The 21,434-nt window shown below is 60.6% G+C and carries 20 protein-coding genes, 1 tRNA gene and 1 other RNA gene; 16 read left to right on the forward strand and 6 right to left on the reverse strand.

Going from position 1 to position 21,434, the window contains the following annotated elements:
• The first annotated feature begins 74 nt into the window (after window positions 1-74).
• The gene (locus tag JI721_RS07150; RefSeq protein WP_274457335.1) at window positions 75-551 is read left to right on the forward strand and encodes a flavin reductase family protein; all 477 of its coding nucleotides are present in this window, start codon (window positions 75-77) and stop codon (window positions 549-551) included.
• Between the two features lie 242 nt (window positions 552-793).
• On the opposite strand, the gene JI721_RS07155 is transcribed toward JI721_RS07150, so the two are convergent.
• Together JI721_RS07155 and JI721_RS07160 are read right to left on the reverse strand one after the other, a co-directional pair.
• The gene (locus JI721_RS07155) at window positions 794-1,543 is read right to left on the reverse strand and encodes a class I SAM-dependent methyltransferase (protein WP_274457336.1); all 750 of its coding nucleotides are present in this window, start codon (window positions 1,541-1,543) and stop codon (window positions 794-796) included.
• 39 nt (window positions 1,544-1,582) lie between these two features.
• Complete coding sequence (locus tag JI721_RS07160; RefSeq protein WP_274457337.1) at window positions 1,583-1,840, reverse strand: hypothetical protein; 258 nt, start codon at window positions 1,838-1,840, stop codon at window positions 1,583-1,585.
• A gap of 190 nt (window positions 1,841-2,030) precedes the next feature.
• Between JI721_RS07160 and JI721_RS07165 the strand changes: the two genes are divergently transcribed.
• Entirely contained in the window at window positions 2,031-2,411 is a 381-nt protein-coding gene (locus JI721_RS07165) for a hypothetical protein (protein WP_274457338.1), read from the forward strand.
• A gap of 78 nt (window positions 2,412-2,489) precedes the next feature.
• Here JI721_RS07165 and asnB read toward each other — a convergent pair whose 3' ends face one another.
• Complete coding sequence (asnB, locus tag JI721_RS07170; RefSeq protein ID WP_274457340.1) at window positions 2,490-4,337, reverse strand: asparagine synthase (glutamine-hydrolyzing); 1,848 nt, start codon at window positions 4,335-4,337, stop codon at window positions 2,490-2,492.
• 229 nt (window positions 4,338-4,566) lie between these two features.
• Between asnB and JI721_RS07175 the strand changes: the two genes are divergently transcribed.
• Window positions 4,567-5,028 carry a hypothetical protein gene (locus tag JI721_RS07175; protein ID WP_274457341.1) on the forward strand — a complete coding sequence of 154 codons (462 nt, stop codon included), beginning with the start codon at window positions 4,567-4,569 and terminating at the stop codon, window positions 5,026-5,028.
• 97 nt (window positions 5,029-5,125) lie between these two features.
• On the opposite strand, the gene JI721_RS07180 is transcribed toward JI721_RS07175, so the two are convergent.
• Window positions 5,126-6,214 carry a citrate synthase/methylcitrate synthase gene (locus tag JI721_RS07180; RefSeq protein ID WP_274457343.1) on the reverse strand — a complete coding sequence of 363 codons (1,089 nt, stop codon included), beginning with the start codon at window positions 6,212-6,214 and terminating at the stop codon, window positions 5,126-5,128.
• A 1,074-nt stretch (window positions 6,215-7,288) separates the two neighbouring features.
• On the opposite strand from JI721_RS07180, the gene JI721_RS07185 reads away from it, so the two are divergent.
• Together JI721_RS07185 and acs are read left to right on the forward strand one after the other, a co-directional pair.
• Complete coding sequence (locus tag JI721_RS07185; protein WP_274457344.1) at window positions 7,289-8,182, forward strand: LysR family transcriptional regulator; 894 nt, start codon at window positions 7,289-7,291, stop codon at window positions 8,180-8,182.
• A 281-nt stretch (window positions 8,183-8,463) separates the two neighbouring features.
• The gene (gene acs, locus JI721_RS07190) at window positions 8,464-10,434 is read left to right on the forward strand and encodes an acetate--CoA ligase (RefSeq protein ID WP_274457345.1); all 1,971 of its coding nucleotides are present in this window, start codon (window positions 8,464-8,466) and stop codon (window positions 10,432-10,434) included.
• A gap of 3 nt (window positions 10,435-10,437) precedes the next feature.
• On the opposite strand, the gene JI721_RS07195 is transcribed toward acs, so the two are convergent.
• Window positions 10,438-11,406, reverse strand: a complete 969-nt coding sequence (locus JI721_RS07195) for a YheC/YheD family protein (RefSeq protein WP_274457346.1) — start codon at window positions 11,404-11,406, stop codon at window positions 10,438-10,440.
• Between the two features lie 58 nt (window positions 11,407-11,464).
• On the opposite strand from JI721_RS07195, the gene tadA reads away from it, so the two are divergent.
• From tadA to JI721_RS07240, 9 genes are all read left to right on the forward strand, one after another.
• Window positions 11,465-11,968 carry a tRNA adenosine(34) deaminase TadA gene (gene tadA, locus JI721_RS07200; RefSeq protein ID WP_274457347.1) on the forward strand — a complete coding sequence of 168 codons (504 nt, stop codon included), beginning with the start codon at window positions 11,465-11,467 and terminating at the stop codon, window positions 11,966-11,968.
• A gap of 42 nt (window positions 11,969-12,010) precedes the next feature.
• Window positions 12,011-12,100 (forward strand) — tRNA-Ser (locus JI721_RS07205).
• A gap of 35 nt (window positions 12,101-12,135) precedes the next feature.
• Window positions 12,136-12,235, forward strand: an RNA gene (ffs, locus tag JI721_RS07210) — signal recognition particle sRNA small type.
• A gap of 360 nt (window positions 12,236-12,595) precedes the next feature.
• Window positions 12,596-13,684 (forward strand): two-component system sensor histidine kinase NtrB, encoded by a 1,089-nt coding sequence (locus JI721_RS07215; RefSeq protein ID WP_274457348.1) that lies wholly within the window; start codon window positions 12,596-12,598, stop codon window positions 13,682-13,684.
• 131 nt (window positions 13,685-13,815) lie between these two features.
• Complete coding sequence (gene dnaX / locus JI721_RS07220; RefSeq protein WP_274457726.1) at window positions 13,816-15,405, forward strand: DNA polymerase III subunit gamma/tau; 1,590 nt, start codon at window positions 13,816-13,818, stop codon at window positions 15,403-15,405.
• A gap of 8 nt (window positions 15,406-15,413) precedes the next feature.
• A complete protein-coding gene (locus JI721_RS07225; RefSeq protein ID WP_274457349.1) occupies window positions 15,414-15,725 on the forward strand; it encodes a YbaB/EbfC family nucleoid-associated protein in 312 nt (103 codons plus the stop codon).
• Between the two features lie 2 nt (window positions 15,726-15,727).
• On the forward strand, window positions 15,728-16,327 hold the full coding sequence (recR, locus tag JI721_RS07230; RefSeq protein ID WP_274457350.1) for a recombination mediator RecR: 600 nt from the start codon (window positions 15,728-15,730) through the stop codon (window positions 16,325-16,327).
• A 219-nt stretch (window positions 16,328-16,546) separates the two neighbouring features.
• Entirely contained in the window at window positions 16,547-16,849 is a 303-nt protein-coding gene (locus JI721_RS07235; RefSeq protein WP_274457351.1) for a DUF2508 family protein, read from the forward strand.
• 3 nt (window positions 16,850-16,852) lie between these two features.
• Window positions 16,853-17,137 (forward strand): pro-sigmaK processing inhibitor BofA family protein, encoded by a 285-nt coding sequence (locus JI721_RS07240; protein WP_274457352.1) that lies wholly within the window; start codon window positions 16,853-16,855, stop codon window positions 17,135-17,137.
• Between the two features lie 20 nt (window positions 17,138-17,157).
• Here the strand turns inward: JI721_RS07240 and JI721_RS07245 are convergent, their stop codons facing one another.
• On the reverse strand, window positions 17,158-18,063 hold the full coding sequence (locus JI721_RS07245; RefSeq protein WP_274457353.1) for a LysR family transcriptional regulator: 906 nt from the start codon (window positions 18,061-18,063) through the stop codon (window positions 17,158-17,160).
• A 165-nt stretch (window positions 18,064-18,228) separates the two neighbouring features.
• Between JI721_RS07245 and JI721_RS07250 the strand changes: the two genes are divergently transcribed.
• Together JI721_RS07250 and JI721_RS07255 are read left to right on the forward strand one after the other, a co-directional pair.
• Window positions 18,229-19,818: an acetolactate synthase large subunit gene (locus JI721_RS07250; RefSeq protein ID WP_274457354.1), complete on the forward strand. Its 1,590-nt coding sequence runs from the start codon at window positions 18,229-18,231 to the stop codon at window positions 19,816-19,818.
• 13 nt (window positions 19,819-19,831) lie between these two features.
• Window positions 19,832-21,283 carry an aldehyde dehydrogenase family protein gene (locus JI721_RS07255; protein ID WP_407654081.1) on the forward strand — a complete coding sequence of 484 codons (1,452 nt, stop codon included), beginning with the start codon at window positions 19,832-19,834 and terminating at the stop codon, window positions 21,281-21,283.
• Window positions 21,284-21,434: the final 151 nt, after the last annotated feature.

A 21,434-nucleotide genomic window follows, 5' to 3' on the forward strand; every position in this document is an offset into this window, starting at 1 on the left:
GGTTATGCCGTTCGGCGGCTGGGTTTCCCGGGTCCGACAGCCGCCCTACATCTTACGGGAGGAGTGATTTTCAGATGGATGCACAAGCGAAAAAGACGGCGCTGCGGGGAATTACATATGGGTTGTACGTGATTGGGACGAAGGTTGGCGACGATGTCAACGCGTTCACGGGCAACTGGGTGACGCAGACATCGTTTGAACCGCCGCTCGTCGCAATTGGCGTCAAGAAAGACACGACGTCCTATGAAGGCATCCGCGAAAGCGGCGTGTTCTCCGTGAACGTTCTGGAGTCTGGGCAGAAAGACCTCGCCTTCTCCTTCTTCAAGCCCGTCTCCCGCGTGGGCAACAAGTTCGGTGATGTGGAGTTTTACACGTCGACCACGGGCAGCCCCATCCTCAAGGACGCACTCTATTGGTTTGAGTGCAAAGTCACCGATACGGTCGATCGAGGCGACCACGCGCTGGTTGTCGGCGAAGTGGTGGATGCCGGTGTGCATCGCGAAGGCGATCCGTTGACCCTCAAAGAAACCGGCCTGTTCTACGGCGGCTGAGCGGCGGCGGTTGAACGACGGCAGTTGAACGACGGCCGCCCGGCGGTTGCATCACGTCCGTTGGTCCGGTTTGAAGAAAGGGTTTGAGAAAGAACGCCTGGGCAGGTTCGTCCATCGAACCGTGCACCAGGCGTTTGCTTTGTGCGAGGTGGTTGGAAGGTCCGCCCCGCGAAATCGACCGCCCTGCGAAATCTACCGCCAAGCTCCGCCGTGCAGGCCCCGCTTCGTGAGGGCCGCGTAGGCTACGGGCTTCCATGTGACTCACGTTGTTTCCACGCGAGCCACCCGCCGATGCAGTAGGTTTGGAAAAAACGTTGTGGATCTACCAAGCCGGCCTCGTCCAGCAGGGCCATCAGCCGGTCTTCCGACACAAAGTCGCTCGACTCGATGTTTCGTCGCAGCTGCAGAGCCAGCTTCGCGTGCCCGGTGGCCGCGGCCGCGTGGTGTTCCAGGGCTCGGGCGTGCATCGCGACCGCGCTCTGGTCCATCTCTCCAAACGTGCTGACAATCACCACCGGCGCGCCGGGTTTCAGCCTCGCCGCGATGTCCCTCAACAGCGCGCGCTTTGCTTCGTCCGGGAGGAAGTGCAGCACCAACACGCAGGTCGCGGCGTCGTACGATGCTTGGACCGGCGTGTCGTCGACCACATCCTGGAGGGTGCTCGCGCAGAAGGTCACGCGGTCCAGCACGCCGGCATCTGCCGCCACCTGCTGTGCCAGCGCGAGCATGGGCAGGGACGGGTCCACCGCCGTAAACCGCCACGCTTCATTCGCCTGCCCGAGCGCGGCGAGTTCCATGCCGCCCCCTGCACCAACCACCAGGACCTTGGCGTTCACCGGTATGAGCGGCTGCAGGTACGCGTTGATGACCGAGAACAGGCCATCGTAGGTGGGCAGGAGGGCCCGAATGTTGTCTGGATAGTGCGCAATCTGTGTTTGGTTGAGTTGCTCGAAGTGCACAGGGACAGAACGTCCAGGCTCTGTATCCTCCATGTCGGCTGCTCCCTTCGTGTCGGCTGGGTTCAAGGTTCCTCACGATTCGTCCGGCGGGCCGAGCTCTTCGTCAATCTTCCGCTCGATTTCTTCATCCGTCAGATCGAACCGCTCCGCAAACTCCCTGGCCCGGCGTCGCTGCTCATAGTAGTACTGGCGAAGCTCGGCCCGCGTCATTCTGCGCTCGGGATGGGAGAATCTGCGTGTCGCACGGTATATCAAGTAACTCAAGGTGCCCGTGATCAGCAGCATCAGCAAGCTGACCAGCGGGCTGCCAAAGCCAAATCCGATAATCAAAACGCCTCACCGTCCCTCTTGCGTGCAAGGTGTGGGATGCCGGATCTGATCATACCGTGGTTGCGGGGATGGTACAATTGCATTTATGACCTTGCTTCCGATAATTGGTCAGGATGGCTTGCAACTTCCTGATATTATGAAATATTATGAATAGAGCGGAGTGACTTCTGATGGACAGGAGGACTTTGTGATGAATAAAAAAGCTGTAGCAGCCGTTCTGCTGTTCACTGCCATTCTAGCTGGCTGCGGTCACGCGAATCTAACAGGGCCCAGGACGGCTCCTCCGGGCGGCGAGGAGTGGATAAGTCATAAAATGGATGGAGAGTCTCCTTTTTCTTATATCGTTACTACTGAAGAAGTGACTCACGTGGGTAAAGTCATTGGTAGAATTGAATCAAAGGATTCCAAGGGAGACAATTCCAAGGGAGACATTTGGTACTCGAACGACCTCCCCGTAAACACAGCCATCTTTTCGATTCCGGGTGTCAATATAAACAGAGAAGTAGCGGTTCAATTGAAGAACATGGAATACGTGAAGGCGACTGGTCTAGGGCATAATCAGCCACCTTAATGCACCGAGAAAGGGACGGCTGACGGGGGTGACGATGCACCCCGGCGGCCGTCCCTTATTTGATGGCATTCGATGCGGCTAAACCAGTTCGACCTTGAACTTGCGCATCCAGGCGTCAATCTCCAGCAGGTAGTGGAACATCTGCGCTGTGGCCATGATTTGCCCGAACCACGGCCGGTGCTCACTGGGCTTGCAGCTGGAGGCCGCCAAGTCGCGAATGGCCGCTGCATTGACGAGGGGCAGCAAGGGGGACGATGGGTCATCCAGTAGGGCCAATGCGCGCGATCGCGTCGCTTCCAAGTACCTTGGGTCTGGGTTCGACGGGTACGGGCTCTTCTTGCGGGCGAGGGCGTCGTCCGGCAGGTACCCTTTCATTGCCCGGCGCAGGATGCCCTTGGTCTGACCGTCCACCGTCTTCAGGTGCCACGGGATGTTGAACACGTACTGGACCAGCCGGTGGTCGCAGAACGGAACACGAACTTCCAGGCTGGCGCCCATGCTCATGCGGTCCTTGCGGTCGAGCAGTGTCGTGAGGAACCGCGTGATGCTGAGGTACCCAATTTCACGGATGCGGGCTTCCCGCGGGTCTTCTCCGGGTAAACGCGGCACTTCGTTCAGGGCTTCCTGATAGCGGTCGGCCACGTATTCCTCCGGGCGAATGTGCTGTTTCAATTCTTCCGACATGATGGCCACGCGCTCATGCAGTTTCAGCGACCACGGGAACGTGTTGGCCTGCAGCGACTCTTCGCGGTGGAACCAGGGGTACCCTCCGAACACTTCGTCCGCGGATTCGCCGGAAAGTGCAACCGTGGCGCCTTTCTTGATTTCTCGACAGAACATCCACAGCGATACGTCGATGTCCGCCATCCCGGGCACGTCGCGGAAGTTCAGCGGCGTCATCAGGTGGTCGACCATCTCCGGCACATCAAAGACAATCGGGTGATGGACGGAGCCGATGAATTCTGATACCTTGCGTGCCCAAGGGCTGTCGAGTCCTGTCTGGAACGCGTTTGCCTGGAAGTGTTTTTCCATCTCGGCAAACTCGATGGAGTAGGTGTGCAGTGCCGGCTTGCCGGCTTCCTGGAAGGCCTTCGCCGCGATGGCAGACACGGCACTGGAGTCGAGCCCGCCTGACAGGAACGTACACACGGGTACATCCGACACCAACTGGCGTGTGACCGTGTCGACGAGGAGGTCGCGCACGGTTTGCACGGTCGTCTCCAGGTCGTCCGTGTGCTCCACGGCTTCCAGCTTCCAATACTGGCGCACATCCATCTTGTCAGCGGTCGCGATGAGGTAATGCCCAGCACGCAAATCGCGCACATTTTTGTAAATGCCATGACCGGGTGTCCGCGCGGGCCCGATGGCGAAGACTTCCGCCAACCCTTCGGCGTCCACTTGCGGCCGCACTTCTGGGTGTGCCAGCAAGGACTTGAGTTCTGACCCGAAAACCAGGCTCTGTCCGTTTCGGGTATAAAAGAGGGGTTTGACACCGAGCCGGTCGCGTGCCATGAACAGGGTTTGCTTGGCCTCATCCCAAATCGCAAAGGCAAAAATCCCGTTCAGTTTGTGCACGCAGTCGGGTCCCCAGGCGACGTACGCCACCAGCAGGACTTCCGTATCGGAGTAGGATTGGAACGAGTACCCCCGTCCCAGCAACTCCGCCCGAATGTCCTCCGTGTTATACAACTCGCCGTTGTATGCGATGGTATAGCTTTTTTCTGCAAACGTCCGCGTCATGGGTTGGGCGCCGCCTGTCGGATCCACGACAATCAGCCGCCGATGCGCAAACGCGCAGTGCGTCGACAACCATACCGCATCCGCATCTGGACCGCGGCACGCCAACGTGCACCCCATCTCCTCGAGGGTGCTGCGTTCCTGTGTCAGATCGCGATCCCAATTTGCCCACCCGGCGATTCCACACATGTGGCAAACCTCCTTCGGTTTCACTAGTCCGGCGTTCGACAGACCGATTTGCTGACGTGCCGGATTGTACCGGATTGTCCCGGCAGCGCCAGGCAAACCAAGCCTGTAAGCGGGAACGGCGAACACCCAAACACGTGGCAACCTATGCAGGAACGCGCGCTGCGGTGCATAATGGGGTTGTCTCAGATGGGAAGAGCGGCGCAATGATTGTTGGCCAGGAGGTGGGTGGATGGCAGAAACGAAGGAGAAGAAGGCTGTCAAGGGCGCCCGAACCATCACCATACCCACACGTGAAAATACGTGGATGTTGACGTGGTGGGTGCCGGTGATTGTGTTTGTGGTGATGATGGCATTTCGGCATTTGCCCGCCGTCGTGCTCGCGGCGGCAGATGTCGTGCTGGCACTCTCCTTTCTGTTCGCGTTGTGGCGGCTGCGGCAGAAATCGTCGTTGGTACTGACGGACGAGGCCGTGGTGGCAAAGCGTGGCACCAAGGTGGTTCGTACGCTTGCAGTGAGCGATGTCGCGCGGATTGTGATGACGCGGGGCGCGGTCGGGATCTACGTGAAAAACGGAGGCCGCCTGCCGAAGATTTCCCGCGGCTTGCGTTTTCGCCGCATGGAAGAGCGCGCGACGTTCGTTCAGGACATCGCGCGCTGGTGTCGGCTGCACAAGGTGGAGTTCGTGGAGTAGTAGGTAGCCGGGCGAGGCCCGGGTGTGGCCGGGAGCAGGTGAGCCCAGCGGGCGACAGGGCACCAAATGCGCCATACATGGCTCGGGCGAGGCCGCGTTATGCCGGCAGCGGCCCCACGTATGTCGACTGCGGGCGAATCAGGCGGTTGTTCGCCGCCTGCTCCAGCACGTGCGCGGACCAGCCGACCACGCGGCTGATGGAGAACGTCGCGGTGTAAATCGGTTTCGGAATCTCGACCGTCCGCAAGATGGCAGCCGCCCAGTACTCCACGTTGGTGTACAGTTCCCGACCAGGTTTGTATTCCTCCAAAAGCCGCAACGCGATGGTTTCGGTGTGGGCGGCGAGATCGAACCAGGGGTCCGCTTGGGTCAACTCGATGACAATGTCGCGGAGGGCTTCTGCCCTTGGATCACGCGTTTTATACACCCGATGTCCAAATCCCATCAGGCGCTCGCCTCGTTCCAATTTTGCGCGGAGGAAAGGCGCGGCGTTTTCCCGGGATCCGATTTCATCCAACATATCCATGACCAGTGAGGGGGCTCCCCCATGCAGCGGGCCTTTCATGGCTGCAAGTGCCGCAGTCAGTGCGGCGGAAAGGTCCGATTGCGTCGAGGCTGCGACGCGGCCGGCGAAGGTCGAGGCGTTCAGGCCGTGATCGATCGTGAGAATGAGGTACGCCTCTAGTGCCCGCGTGTGTGCTTCAGAGGGGGCCCGACCGTTCAGCATGTACAGGTAGTTCGCGACATGTGACAAGTCGAGTCGCGGCGGGACGGGCGTCTGGCCTGTCACCTTTGCATGGCGGTAGGCGACGATGGTCGGCATCATTCCGGCAATGCGCGTGGCGTCTTCAATGGTCGGCGGCCAAATTTGCCGGGGTCGAATGGCCGACACGGCGGTGCGCAGGGCACTCATCATGTCCACCTCGGGCGGGAGCGCATCCAGAATCGCGACGATTTCTGGCGGGAGGGTTCTCGCTTCCGTCAACTGGGTCTCCAGTTCGCGCAGTTCTGATGGGTCGGGCAGTCGTCCGGTCCACAACAGGTGGGCCACTTCCGAAAATCTACGCGTCTTTGCCAGCGCTGGCGCCTCATAGCCGCGGTACACCAGCCTTCCGCGCTGGCCGTCCACCATGCTGAGCTCTGTTTCGGCAGCGACAATGTCTGCCAATCCATTCACACTGGGCATCATCGGGATCCTCCTTGGCAGGGTTTTCGCCCCTTTTGCGTTGTGCATTCGATTGTTCTGTGGCGCACCTTGGGTGCCTTTATGGCGTGCTTTTGGCGCCTTTGTGGCGCGCATTCCCTTTGATGATGGAACACAAAATCTGTTTCTTACGCTGTCATCGTACATCGGCCAGTTGATTTTGTATAATGATGATAAGTTGATAAATTGATATGGAAATATAATCAGATGTCGCCTGTTGGCTTGCAGAGGCCTGTCATTGCCAGCCTGGGTGCAACACTTGGTCTAGGTCGGTGAGTGCTAGGGAACCAAATGCGCCTAAAGGTGCCCGGGCGGGGCCCGGGTGCAGCCCGCCCGGTGGGCACTAAGGAACCAAATGTGCCTAAAGGTGCTCGGGCGAGGCCCGCCCGGTGGCGCTAAGGAACCAAATGTGCCTAAAGGTGCCCGGGCGAGGTCCAGCGGGTGGGCGCTAAGGAACCAAATGTGCCTAAAGGTGCCTAAAGGTGCCGCGCCGATGTCCACCCGGTGGGTGCTAAGGAACCAAAAGCGCCTAAAGGTGCCCGGGTGCAGCCCGCCCGGTGGGCGCTAAGGAACCAAATGTGCCTAAAGGTGCTCGGGCGAGGCCCGCCCGGTGGCGCTAAGGAACCAAATGTGCCTAAAGGTGCCGTGGCGAGGCCCGCCGCTGGGCGCTAAGGAACCAAAAGCGCCTAAAGGTGCCGCGCCGATGTCCGCCCGGTGGGTGCTAAGGAACCAAATGTGCCTAAAGGTGCCGTGGCGAGGCCCAGCGGGTGGGCACTAGGGCACCAAATGTGCCTAAAGGTGCCCGGACGAGGCCCGCCCGGTGGGCACTAGGGCACCAAATGTGCCTAAAGGTGCCGTGGCGAGGTCCGCCGGTGGGCGCTAAGGAACCAAATGTGCCTAAAGGTGCCGTGGCGAGGCCCAGCGGGTGGGCACTAGGGCACCAAATGTGCCTAAAGGTGCCCGCCCGCAGCCCGCCCGCGCCCGCCCGATGTCCGTAGCCCACCGTCTCCAAGCAATGCCCGTACGCACCAAACCGAACAAAGGAGGCGCCCTGCGATGGACATCGATTGGCTCCATACGTTTCTTGTCGCCGCTGCGGAAGAAAACTTCCGGCGGGCTTCGGAAAAGCTGCATCTGGCGCAGCCGACGGTTTCGATGCACATCGACAAACTGGAACAGGCGCTCGGCGTCAAGTTATTCGATCGCGTTGGGCGCACGGTACGGCTCAACCGATACGGCCGCCGCTTCCTGCCCTACGCGGAGCAGGCCATTGCATCCATTCACAGCGGCGAACAGGAGATTGTCCGCTTTCAGCAGGGATACGAGCAGACCCTGACGCTGTCCGTGAGCCCGCTCATCGCCACAACGTACCTTCCGCGCTGGATTCGCGCCTTTAGCCAGCACCACGAGAACGTAGCGTTCTCGGTGCAGGTCATGGAATCCAAGGATATCGCCCAACATGTCGCGCAGGGTCAGAGCGATGTTGGATTCAGCCGGATGCCCTCCGACCTGCAGCGCGTTGCGTCGACCGTCCTCTATGACGATCCGGTGGTCGCCGTGGCCCCCGCGGATGCGCACGACTTGGACGGGCCTCCCGAAACTTTGGCGGAGCTGCTGCTGCGTTATCCGCTGTTGACCCACAACCATCCCGGGTACTGGGATGACCTGTTGTTGACCCTCCGCGACCGCTATCCAGCGGTGCGAACCCTGCGCGTCAGCCAGGTCCATGTGACCGTCCGGTGGATTGAGGAGTCGATGGGGGTTTCGTTTCTACCCACCAGCACGGTGCGCCGCGCATTGGTGCTCGGCTCGCTGATGGAAGTCCCCCTGCCGGAATGGCCGCTTCCCGTGGCGCATACGTATCTGTTGCAGGATCCGATCACGATGTCCCCCATCGCCCGCACCTTTTCCGCATTTGTGCAAGCGTACATGCACATCCGGTCCGTTTGAGTGGGGTCCTGCCCGCGGCGCTCCACTGCCCGCGGCGCACACTGTCGGCGGGCGCTCCACTGTCGGCGGGCGCTCCACTGTCGGCGGGCGCTCCACTGTCGGCGGGCGCTCCACTGTCGGCGGCGCACACTGCCCGCCGCATCCCAGCGCGGCCCTTGTCGCCCATCATCGCAGTGTTTCCACTTCCGTGGGCAATTTCTATCTGAAAATGTGATAGAATCAGTTTACTGAAAGTTTGTGCAGCCATTTGTGCAGTCAATTGTGGGACGGGAGGAATCTGGATGGCAAACGACGCAGGGATATCACTGATTGCAACCAGCACGAAAATCGAGCCGCCTGAGGAATATCGGGCGAAGTCCTATCTTCAGTCGTATGAAGCCTACCTGGCGAAATACCGGCGTTCGATTGACGATCCGGCCGGTTTCTGGAATGAAGTCGCAGACGAATTGGCCTGGCAGTCCCGGTTGAGCACCGTGATTGAGGGGCATATGCCCGATTTCAAGTTCTTCCCGGGCAGCACTATCAATGTGTGCGAAAACTGCGTCGACCGCCATGCGAAGCATCCACTGACGCGCAACAAGGTGGCTCTGTTCTTTGAGGGGGAGAACGGGGACCGGAAGTCTGTCACCTATCAGCAGTTCTACGATGAGGTCCAAAAGTTCGCGAATGTGCTGAAATCGTTTGGTCTGCAAAAGGGAGACGTTGTAAGCGTCTACATGCAAAACCTGATTGAAACGTACGTGGTGCTGATGGCGTGTCTGCGTCTCGGCGTCGTCTACAACACGGTGTTTGCCGGATTTTCACCCGGCGCCTTGCGGGAGCGCATCGTCAGTTCGAATGCCAAGATGGTCATTTGCGCCAATGCCAGCCTCCGCCGCGGCAAAGTGCTGAACCTGAAGGCCACCGTGGATGAGGCGCTGGAAGGGGTGGAAAGTGTCAAGCAGGTCATTGTCTACAACCGCTTGCCTGGTGTCGAGACCCCCATGACGCCGGGGCGCGATCTCGACTACGATGCACTGATGGCCGCGGCGGCTGCGGATTGTCCGCCTGCTGTGCTGGATGCAAATGATGCGGGCCTCCTCATCTTCACGAGCGGCACCAGCGGACGCCCGAAGGGGATTGTCCACGCAGGCGGCGGATTTTTGCTCGGCACATACGCTTACACCAAGTATCAGCTGGACTTGCGCCCGGAAGACGTGTACTGGAATACGGCTGACATTGGCTGGCTGACGTCGCACATTTTCGTGCTTGTGGGCGGGTTGGCGCTCGGTGTCACCACCCTTCTGTACGAAGGTGCGCTGGATTATCCGCAGCCGGGTCGGCTGTACGAGGTGGTGCAGCGCTACCGGGTGAACAAGCTGTTTTCGGCGCCGACGGCCTACCGCATGATGATGAAGCACGGCGAGGAAGTCGCATCGCGCTACGACCTCTCCTCCCTGGAACTCTTGGTTTCGGTGGGCGAGCCGTTTAACCCGGAGGCCTGGCATTGGATTCGGCGCGTGGTCGGCGGGGGCAAGGCGGTCATCAACAACACCTGGGGGCAAACCGAGACCGGGGGAACACCGCTGGCGTCTCTCCCGGGGGCGACGCCGATGAAACCGGGATCATGCGGGGTGCCCTTCCTGGGACACGCGCTGGATGTGACCGATCTCGATGGCAAACCGGTACCGGATGGCACTCCGGGGTACCTCGTCATCCGCAACGTGTTCCCGAGCCTGGCGAGGGACGTGTTCGGCGACCATGACCGTTATCTCAGCGCCTACTTCAGCCAGGTGCCCGGCGCCTACTTCACCGGGGACAGTGCGGTGCGCGACGCAGATGGGCAGTACTGGGTGCTCGGCCGTGTGGATGATGTCATCAACGTCTCCGGCCACCGCATCAGCACCATGGAGATGGAGAGTTCACTGATTCAGCACGAAGCCGTGGTGGAAGCGGCCGTGGTGGGGCAGCCGGACGAGATCAAAGGGGCGGTGCCCATCGCGTTTGTCACCCTGGAGAAGGGGTTCACGCCTTCCGCGGAGCTGGAAGCCGCGCTCAAGGCGCAGGTGGTGCGCGATATTGGTACCTTTGCGCGGCCCGAACAGGTGTATTTCGTGGAGGCCATGCCCAAGACGCGATCGGGCAAAATCATCCGCCGCATGCTGCGGGAAATCATCAAGGAAGGCACGGTGCAAGGGGACATCACAGGGCTGGAGGATATCGAAGTCGTCGAGCAGCTGGTGGAGAACATCGGCCACCGGGTCGAATCGTGAAGGTCACGGCTCGGGCTCTTCTGCCTCTCGCGTGAAGAGCGCGCCCAGCACCCATGCAATCGTCTGTTGCTTGTGCCGCTCGGTCCGTTGTTGAATCTCTTCATACAGGGTGCGGTCCGGGAGCTCGGCGAACAGTTCGTGACTCGGGCCGCCGAGTGCGTCGTCGGTGTTCACTTCGATGAGCCACAGGCGCCCCAGGGGGTCCACGCCGAAATCCAGACCGGCCTCATGGAAGTAGCGATAGCGGTCGAGCACGGCGCAAATCTTGCCGCTGCACTGTTCGAGTCGGTTCAGGATGAGGCGAATGTTTCTGGGGGAACGATTCTTTTTCGGCAGCGCCTTGGCGAGCACGTCCGTCACGGGGCGGACGGTCCCTTGGCTGGCGCCGACATTGGAAACAATCGAGTCGTCTCCGGCGACGCGGCACAGGGAGCCGGCAAACACCCAGCGGTCGTCCACCTCCCGCTGCATCAGCACGCGAATGTCGAATACACGGCCGTCGACCCGGAGGAGCGGCGCGGCTTGCTGTGCGACGGCGCGGTGGATGGGGTACACCTGGGCGAGCTCGGCACAGAGGGCGGACTTCGAGGGGAAGTGACGGGGGGCGGCGCCTTGCGGCGTCCAGCGGTAGCCGTGATCGCTTTTGGCGATCAGGCTGATGCCCTGCCCTCCCCAAGTGTCCACCGGTTTCAGGTATAATTGATGATACCGGTCGAGGAGCTGCGAAAGGGTCTGCGGATGCCAAGGCACTGTAAAGGGCAGGCGGCACGGACCGATGTCCTGGCTGCGCAGTGCCTTGTACATTTCCCATTTATTCAGGGACCCTCGTTCAGGGTCAAGCATGCCTTCCAATGTCTCCTCGGCCATGGCGGGTTCTCCTTTCAGGCAGGTCACGTCGTGCCAACCGGACGGCTTTCCGTCGACGCGCATGGCGCGCGGACTCGCCAACCCGGTGGTATGAAGCGGGACCATCGCGAGGTCCCATGCGATTGTATGCCGGACAACCGCGCAAAGCGCAGGGGAGATGCCCATGTTACAGTGGGAAGGACAGGAACACATGGTGGATGCAGTGGACCCTCGCGCCGTGCACGAAGGATGGATGCGCCAAGCGCTCGACCTCGCCAAAGAGGCGGCGGCATTGGGCGAGGTTCCGATTGGCGCGGTGGTGGTGTACCGCGGGACACGGATTGCGGGGGCGCACAATTGGCGGGAGACCTGGCGTGACCCGACGGCGCATGCGGAGCTGCTGGCCATCCGTGAGGCGAGCCAGCGCCTGGGCGGCTGGCGGCTGGCCGAATGCGACTTGTATGTGACCCTGGAGCCGTGCCCGATGTGTGCCGGCGCGCTGATGCTGGCGCGGATTCGCCATCTCTACTTTGGCGCAGTGGACCCCAAAGGCGGCGCCGTGGTGTCGAAGGCGCGCGTGCTGGAGCCGGGACTGTGGAATCACCATCCAAAGATTACAGGTGGAATTTTGGCGGACGAATGTGGTATGATACTTCAGGCGTTCTTCCGTCGGCTTCGCGAGCGTTGACTGCGTGCCGCAGATTGGTTTGGTGTATCACTCAACCAGTATGGAGAGATGTCTGAGTGGTCGAAAGAGCTCGCCTCGAAAGCGAGTAGCCCTTCACGGGGCTCGTGGGTTCGAATCCCACTCTCTCCGCCATCAAAAATTGAGACGCCCGCTGTGCCCAGGAACCAAGCTGGGTCCCACGCGGCGGAAACTCCCGAACCGTGTCAGGTCCTGACGGAAGCAGCACTAAGGGAGACCTTCCGGGCGACGTGGGGCAACCTGGTTTGGTTCTTGGTCATAGCGGGCGTCCGTCGTGTACAGGGTCCAATGGCCAAACCGGCGGTCGTTTGATTGAAACACGAAGAAGCGGGTCGAACGAAATCCGCGGAGATGCCACGCCCAACCCCTGCTCATCTCCTTTGCCCCCGCGCCTGAAGGTCGGACCGTGTCTATCCCTGTCGGAACTCGAGAACTTTTGTCACCGGGCAGGAATCGGTGAATGAAGCGTAGAAATCGTGGCCCTCACAGAGCTTTCACACACTCGCAGACTTTCTCATGAACCTTTCAGAACTTTGCTCAGAACTTTGCACGAAATGCGCGCTTGAACGATCGAATCCGCGAATGCGAGCGCAGACTGGGGGTCAGCGCGTGGACGTATCATCTGTATCGGGATCGACAAGCATGACAGGGCGGGAAGCGTTCTATCTCGACCGGCTCAACGCGGCTGTGCTGTTCATTAGCAAACAACTCCATGTCACCTGTTACAACACATTGGCCTGTCAACTCATTGACCCTTCCGTCACGCCGGGGGTGCCGGTTCCACTCGAGCGATGCATCTCCCCCGAACGGGAAGAGTACCACATTCTCTCGCAGATGGTGGCCGGCAGCCGGGAGTATCGCGATATGGTGATTCGTTGGGAAGTCGACGGGCGGGTTCGTCACGTGCTGGTTGACTCGTTTGTCCAGCGCAGTGACAGTGCGGCGGACGTTTCCGGAATGCATGTGATGATGAAGGAACTTGGGAATTTCAGTGCGTTGGAACAGCAGGTGCAGCGCACGGAGAAGCTGGCGACCATCGGCAAGATGGCAGCCGGCATCGCGCACGAAATCCGGAATCCGCTGACAACTGTAAAAGGGTTCCTGCAAATGATGCAAAGTCAGTTGAAACACCAGGAGCGCGAGACGGAACTGGCGTATACACAGGTGATGATGACGGAAATCGAACGCGTCAACGCCCTGGTCAGTGAGCTGCTGCTGCTCTCGAAACCGCAGCAGATGGCACCGGAGGTGTGCGCTGTCGCGGCCGTGATCGACGACATTCTCCCGCTCATTCAGTCGGAAGCCAGGCTGCACGGGGTGGCATTTGAATATGAGATGGACCGGACCGTCAGCGCGCGGATGGATATGGATATGATTCAGCAAGTGGTTCTCAATCTGGTGAAAAACGCGTTTGAGGCGATGGACAAGGGCGGCAGGCTGCACATCCAGGTGTCGCCGTTTCGGCAGTGGGCGCGAATCGATGTCAGCGATACGGGACCCGGCATTCCGTATTACCAGATGGACAAGATTTTCGACGCGTTCTTCACGACCAAAGACAAAGGAATTGGCCTCGGCCTTCCGATTTGTCAGAAGATCATTGATGACCACGGCGGCGAGATTCGGGTGTCTTCCAAGGGATTTGGCACCACGTTTACGGTGTTGCTGCCCAAAGCCGAACAAGGCCGTCAGGTCATGTGACACCGATTGTCGGCGCGTCCCCCGTATGATACGGTTAAAGAAGTTGTCCAGCTGGATTGGACAGGAGGGGGCCGCTGGTGACGTATCAGGCGCTATATCGTTCATGGAGACCCCAGACATTCGCTGACCTCGTGGGACAGCCCCACGTGAAGCAAACACTGACCAACGCGATTCGGTATAACCAGGTGGCGCACGCTTACCTGTTTTGTGGTCCGCGCGGCACTGGAAAGACCAGTGCGGCGAAAGTGCTCGCCAAGGCGGTCAACTGCCAGGCGCGGGAGGACGCTGATCCGTGCAATCAGTGCGAAGCGTGCCTCAGTATTACCGCTGGCAGCAACGTGGACGTGGAGGAGATTGACGCGGCTTCCAACCGCGGCGTCGACGAGATCCGCCAACTCCGCGACAAAGTGCAGTACGCACCGACGAGTCTGTCCCACAAGGTGTACATCATCGACGAAGTTCACATGCTGACGACAGAGGCCTTCAATGCACTGTTGAAGACGCTGGAGGAACCGCCGCAGCACGCGATGTTCGTGCTGGCGACGACTGAACCGCACAAAATCCCTGGCACCATCGTGTCCCGGTGCCAGCGGTTCGATTTCCGGCGCATCCCGCCCGAGTCCATCGTCGAGCGTCTGCAGCTGGTGTGCCGCACTGAGCAATGGGAGGCCGATGACGAGGCCCTGTGGAAAATCGCCCAGGCGGCGGATGGCGGACTCCGGGACGCGCTGGGGCTGCTGGAGCAGACCGCGTCTTATGCAAACGGGAACATCACGCCGGCGTCAGCTGCCCACGTGGTAGGCGGCGTCGACACGGGCGCGCTGCTGATGCTGGTGGAGGCGCTGGCCGGAGGCGACCTGCCGCAGGTGATGGGGTATATCACGGAGTGGTATGTCGGCGGCAAGGACGCGGCGCGGATTGTCCAGGACTTGTTGCAAGTGCTGCGGGATTTGTTTATCGTCAAGTTGACCCTCGAGCGGGGCGGCACGCTGCCGCCGAGTCTGGCGCGCGAAGCCTACCAGACGACGGCACGCCTCTGCGACAGTGCCTGGCTGGTGGATGCAGTCCGCAAGCTGGGGGAGACGTATACCCATTTGCGTTACGTGGATCAGCCGCGCCTGGCTTTGGAAGCCGCGCTTTTGGCGATGACGCCCGTTGCGCCAGCCGTTCGTGATGCGGACGATGCCGCACCGATGCATCGCGCTGCACCGCCGGCTTCTGTGCAGCCGGCCGCGGCCCAGCCGAGTTCCGCAGCCCAGCCACCTGCGCGGCCGTCACGGGCGAAGCCGGTGAACGCGGCGCGTAAGTGGGAAGTGCTGCGCGACTTGTCGAGCCGGGCGGATGCGCAAACCAAAGACCAGGTGCAGGCCGTGTGGGACCAGGTTTTGAACGAGGTGCGCGCGTCGCGTATTCAAACGCACGCCTGGCTCATCAACGGACAGTTGATGCTGGCGACGGCGGACGAGATCGTCCTCGCCTTTTCCAGTCCGATTCACCGGAACGCGGTGATGAAACCGGTGGAGCGGGCCTTGATTGAGGGGGCGCTGTCGAATGCCTTGGGCCGACCAATGCGCATTCTCGCATTGACGCAGGCGGACTGGGAGGAATTCCAGGAACGACAATCCGGGTCGGCATCGGACCAGCATCAAAACATCGACCTGGTCGAACGGGTGATTCAGGTGTTTGGTCCCGAGCGGGTCGAGATTCGAGACGGAGAGTGACATGACGGATGAAAAATATGAACCAGTTGATGAAGCAGGCGAAGAAGCTGCAAGAGGACATCGCCAGGGCGCAGGAAGCGCTGAAGGACCGCATCGTGGAAGGCAGCGCGGGCGGCGGCGCGGTGAAAATCGCCATGAATGGGCATCGTGAAGTGACGGCTGTCACCATCGATCCCGATGTGGTCGACAAAGACGACGTGGAGACGCTGCAGGATTTGGTGCTCGCCGCGATTTCGGACGCCTTGAGCCAAGTCGAGGAACTGACGGCCAGTGAACTCGGCAAGTATACGCGCGGCCTGAACATGCCTGGGCTGTTTTAGTCATGTGGGGCTATCCGGAGCCGATTAGTCGGCTGATTGAACAATTTATGAAGCTGCCCGGCATTGGCCCCAAGACAGCGGCTCGATTGGCGTTCCACGTCATGACGATGCCGTCGGAAGATGTTCGGCAGTTCGCAGCGGCCCTGTCGGACGTCAAAACGAAGTTGTCCGAATGCACCATTTGCTGCAACATCACCGAGCAAAGCCCGTGTTCGATTTGCAGCGACCCGACCCGGGACACGTCGGTCCTGTGCGTGGTCCAGGATGCCAAGGACGTCATGGCGATGGAACGCACGCATGAGTTTCGCGGCAAGTACCACGTCCTGCACGGTGCCATCTCACCTCTGGAAGGGATGGGCCCGAACGACATTCGCATCCGGGAGCTCGTCCACCGGCTCGGGGACGACACGGTCAAGGAAGTCATCCTCGCCACCAACCCGAACGTCGAAGGGGAGGCCACCGCGATGTACATCGCGCGGCTGCTCAAGCCCTTCAATGTCACCGTGACGCGCATTGCCCACGGCCTGCCGATGGGCGGCGACCTCGAATATGCGGACGAAGTGACGCTCGCAAAAGCGCTGGAGGGCCGCCGCGCGCTGTGACGGGGCCGCCGCGCGCTGTGACGGGGCCGCTGCGCCCGCTGTGCCGGACTGCGTGCAGTGCCCCGTCGACTGCCTCGCCGAGAGCCTCATCGGGGCCGTGGCGAGCCCAATTCCGGCACTTCTCATTTCCACTGAAAATGAAAATGCGCCTCCATCTGACATAAACTTGTCCTCCTCCGACTATGATGTACTAATTCGGGACGGGGAGGACGATGCAAAATGGATTCGCACCAGACACCACTCTCCACGGACACACATGTACAAGCTTCATTTGAACCACCACAGCAAATCGCATACGGCCCAGAGGAGATTGACCAGTTCATCACGGAACTGCGTCGCTCCAAAGAGGAAGTCGAGATGGCCCGCAAGCAGTTTGACACCGTCACGGACCCGCTTCTGGTCGATCACGTCGTGTTCCGTCTTGGCGCCGCCGAGAAGCGGTTCAACTATCTCTTCCAGATGGCGAAGAAACTTGGCGTCTCGACGGAGGGGATGAACTGGCTGTGGTATGAGGAGGCGTAGGCGATGCTCCAAACACCGTTTCCAACCACGTGGCTGCTGTGGGGCGCACTGATTCTGGCCGCATTCTTCACGATCACGCAGGTGGTCCAGTACCCAGGGCGGATTGCCTGGAAGCTGGTCAAAAGTGTCGTGATGGGGGCCGTGTTCATCCTGGCTGTCAACTGGGTGGGGCAGTACTTTCATTACCACCTGCCGTTTAACACCTTGACCACCCTGACCGCCGGATTTCTGGGCATTCCAGGCGTCGCCGCGCTGGTCGCGATGCACTTGTGGATGTTCCCAACCTGACGCCCCGCCCTGTGCCGGCCCTACCGGAGGTCCTGACGGCCCCGCGCGGCCGCGAATTGTGCGAACCGCTGTCCGGCGGCAGACAGGCTGCCGGACGCGAGCCAGGTGAGGCCAACGGTGCGCTGCACGGGACCATCCGTGACCCTGCACTCGCACAACCCATCCAGGCTGCCGCTCATCGCTGCCGGCGGCAGGACACTGACACCAAAGCCGGCTCGGACAAACGCGCGAATGGTATCGGTCTCTTCCGCTTCCAACGCGATTTTCGGGACAAACCCAGCCGCCATGCAGGCATCCAGCACCATCTGACGCAGCGTGTACCCGGGTTTGAACAGGATGAACGGCTCGTCCCGCAAGTCCCGCAAAGCAATCGAAGGCTTGCTGCAGAGCGGGTGGTCGACCGGGATCACGGCGACCATTGTCTCCTCGTACAACGGCACACCCGTGAACCCGGCGGGCAGCAGTGCCTCATCCCACGGCGTCACCACGCCGAGTTCAATGTCTCCGGTCCGCAATTGTTCAATGAGATCCCGCACCCGCAGCTGTGACAAATCAAACCGCACCTGTGGCCAGGCCGCCCGGAACGCCCGCAGCAATTCCGGAATGTAGTGCACCCCGACACTGTGGGGAAAACCGAGCCGGACCAGGCCGGTTTCAGCATTGCGAAACTCCTGGGCTTCAGCCATGGCCAAGTCCACCGCCCGGAGAATGCGTTCCGTGTGCACGAGAAAGCGCCGGCCAAAGCCGGACAAGCGGATGCGGTGCTGGTCGCGAATGAACAAGGGTCCCCCCAATTCTTCCTCGAGCAGGCGAATCTGGCGGCTGACTGCAGACTGTGCGACCATCAGGCGCCTGGCTGCCTGCGTCATATGCTCCAGTTGTGCGACGGTATGAAAGTACTGCAGCTGGCGAAGTTCCAAGTCCATTTCCCCCATCCTGTCACGCGTGCCGAACGTGCGCCCGGGCACAGGTTTGGGCACATCCTGCCGCGGTTGTTCTCAAATCTAGAATGATTGCATCTAGATTATATATTTTATAGAACGACGTAATTGTCATACAATAATGATGGAATGAAGAGAGGGGATGAAAGCATGAAAGCCAGTGACCTGTTTGTCCGATGCCTGGAGGCAGAGGGGGTTGAATATATTTTCGGGATCCCGGGGGAAGAAAACATCGACCTGATGGATTCCCTGTCCCGCTCGTCCATCGAATTTGTGGTCACGCGGCACGAACAGGGCGCCGCCTTCATGGCAGACGCATACGGCCGCGTCACCGGAAAACCAGGTGTTTGTCTCGCCACGCTGGGGCCGGGGGCGACCAATTTGATGACCGGCGTCGCCAATGCCCATCTCGACCGCGTGCCGCTGGTGGCGCTGACTGGACAAGCCGAATTGACCCGCCTGCACAAGGAATCTCACCAGAATGTCGACACCATCCAACTGTTTCATGGCATTACGAAATACAATCAGCCCGTGGTCAGCGCGGCAACGATTCCAGAGATTATCCGGAAGGCGTTTCACCTGACGACCGCGGGCAGCCCTGGCGCGGTGCACATTCAGCTGCCAGAGGATGTGGCGAAGGAAGAGGTGCAGGAGCGGCGCCCGCTGCCGACCGCGGTGCAGTCGATGCAACTGCCGGACGACCAGGCGCTGCTGGATGCGGCACGCCTGATTGAAAACGCGGCGCGGCCTGTCATCCTGGCCGGAAACGGCGTGATCCGTGCACAGGCCTGGGAAGCGTTGCGCGCGTTGATTGACCATACCAAACTGCCGATGACCAACACCTTTATGGCGAAAGGGCTGCTGCCGTTCGACCATCCGCAGAACCTGTTTACCGTCGGCGGAACGCCGTATCCACCCGGACTGCGGCCACTCCACGAGGCAGACTTGGTGATTGCGGTCGGCTTCGACCTGGTGGAGTACGACCCTGCGACCTGGAACGAGGACAGCTCGCGCCGCGTGCTCTATCTGCACACCATTCCGGCAGAAGTCGACGTCCACTTCCCCATTCAACTGGAGTTGGTCGGGAACTTGCCGGAGATGCTGCGCACCCTGGCGGGGATGGTCAGTCCACGGTCGGGATCGTCCGCGCACGACGCCATCCGCGCGCGGCGCCTGGAGGAACTGCAGAGCATCCCGTCTCCGGAAGAAACGCTGCCGCGGCAGGTGATGTGGCACTTGAGCGAACGGCTGCCGAAGGAGACCATCGTGATTTCGGACGTTGGTCTGCACAAGGTGTGGGTGTCGCGGTGGTATCAGCCGAAGGCACCGAACCGGACGCTGATTTACAACGGTCTCGCGGCGATGGGTGGGTCGCTGCCCGGCGCGATTGGGGCGAAGCTGGCGAATCCGACCGACCCGGTGGTGGTCGTATCGGGAGACGGCGGTTTCCTGATGAACGCGCAAGAACTGGAGACGGCGCGGCGCCTGAATTTGGCGTTTACGGTGATTGTCTTCAACGACAAGCGCTACAGCCTGATTGGCAAAAAACAAAAGGCGGCTGGACTGGCGGTCACCAGCATTGCCTTTGACAATCCGGACCTGCGGCTGTTTTCGCAAAGTTTCGGGGTCGATCACCGAAAAGTGGACACGGCGAAAGGATTTGCGCAGGCACTTGATGAAGCATTAGAGAGTAAGCGTCTGAATGTGATTGAGGTTGTGTTGGACCGGGAACCGTTTTAAGCGACTGGAGGGGTTGACCGTGCAGCGAACACAGTTATGGATTGGCGGAAAATGGGTGCCGGGCGCACAGACTGTGACCTTGAAAAACCCGCATACGGGTGAAGCGATTGCGGAGATTGACTACGCTTCTGTGGAACAGGCAGAAACAGCCATCGAAGCGGCGCATGCCGCCTTTACATCCTTTCAGGGCACGCCCGCCCATCGACGGGCGGAGATTCTGTATCGTGCAGCCGAGCGCTTGCAGGCGCGGCTGGAGGAAGCGGCGCGCATCATTGCGGCGGAGGGTGCGAAGCCCATTGTCGCCGCACGTGCGGAAATGGAGCGTACGATTCAGACCTACCAGTTTGCGGCAGAAGCCGCCAAGGCCGTGCATGGGACCACCGTGCCGATGGATGCTGCGCCGCGCGGGGAACGCCATACGGCGTACGTCATCAAGCGGCCGATCGGGGTTGTCAGCGCCATCACGCCGTTCAACTTTCCGTTTAACCTGGTTGCGCACAAGGTGGGCCCGGCAATTGCAGCCGGCAATACGATTGTGCTCAAGCCCGCTGAACAGACGCCGCTGTCTGCCCTGTTTTTGGCGGACGTCTTCCGTGAGGCTGGGCTCCCGGACGGGGTGTTGAACATCATTCCGGGCTATGGGCACGAGCTGGGCGAGGTCCTGTCGACGCATCGGCACGTCGCCTTTGTGACGTTTACCGGAAGTCCGCGCGTCGGGAAAATCATCCGGGCCCAGGCAGGGCTGCGCAAGGTGACCTTGGAATTGGGATCGAACTCTCCGCTGTTGGTTGACGAGGGATTTTCGGAGGCAGAGCTGGACCGCATCGTCGCGGAGACGGCCGGGGGCGCGTTCTCGTACAACGGCCAGGTGTGTATCTCCATTCAACGGGTGTATGTCCATCAGTCTCAGTTCGAAAGTTTCACGGAGAAGCTGGCGGCGCGCGCGGCGCAGCTTCGTGTTGGCGATCCGATGGATGAATCGACGGATATTTCGGCGCTCATCAACGAGGCCGCCGCAAACCGCCTGAAGGGATGGCTGAACCACGCCGTCCTGCGGGGCGCCAAAGTCCGCACGGGCGGCAAGTTTGACGGCAGCATCATGTACCCGACCGTCCTGACGGATGTGCCAACCGATGTGGAGTTGAATTGTGAAGAAGCGTTCGGCCCGGTCGTGACGGTGACGCCGTTCGATACTTGGACGCAAGCGATTGAGATGGCCAACAACTCGAAGTTTGGCCTGAATGCGGGGGTTTTCACGAAGAACATTGAGCGGGCCTTTCAAGCGGCTGAGCGGCTGGAAACCGGCGGCGTGTTGATTAACCAGATTCCGACCTTCCGCGTCGACCAGATGCCCTATGGCGGCATCAAGGAGAGCGGGAGCGGCCGCGAGGGGGTCCAGTACGCGATGGAAGACATGATGGAAGTCAAAATGGTTGCGTTCCGGACAGGCGTTTTCGCAGAGTGACGTCAGGTGAGCCTATCAACATCAGACAGGGCTGCGCCAACAGTGCTCGACACTGAAGGGCAGCCCCGTCTGCGTATCCGAATGCACCCACGGTCCGCCGCAGCCCCCTGTCTCCAGATGAGCGCCCTGTCTACAAATGAGTAAATATTAC

The sequence above is a fragment of the Alicyclobacillus cycloheptanicus genome (assembly GCF_028751525.1).
Lineage (GTDB): Bacteria > Bacillota > Bacilli > Alicyclobacillales > Alicyclobacillaceae > Alicyclobacillus_L > Alicyclobacillus_L cycloheptanicus.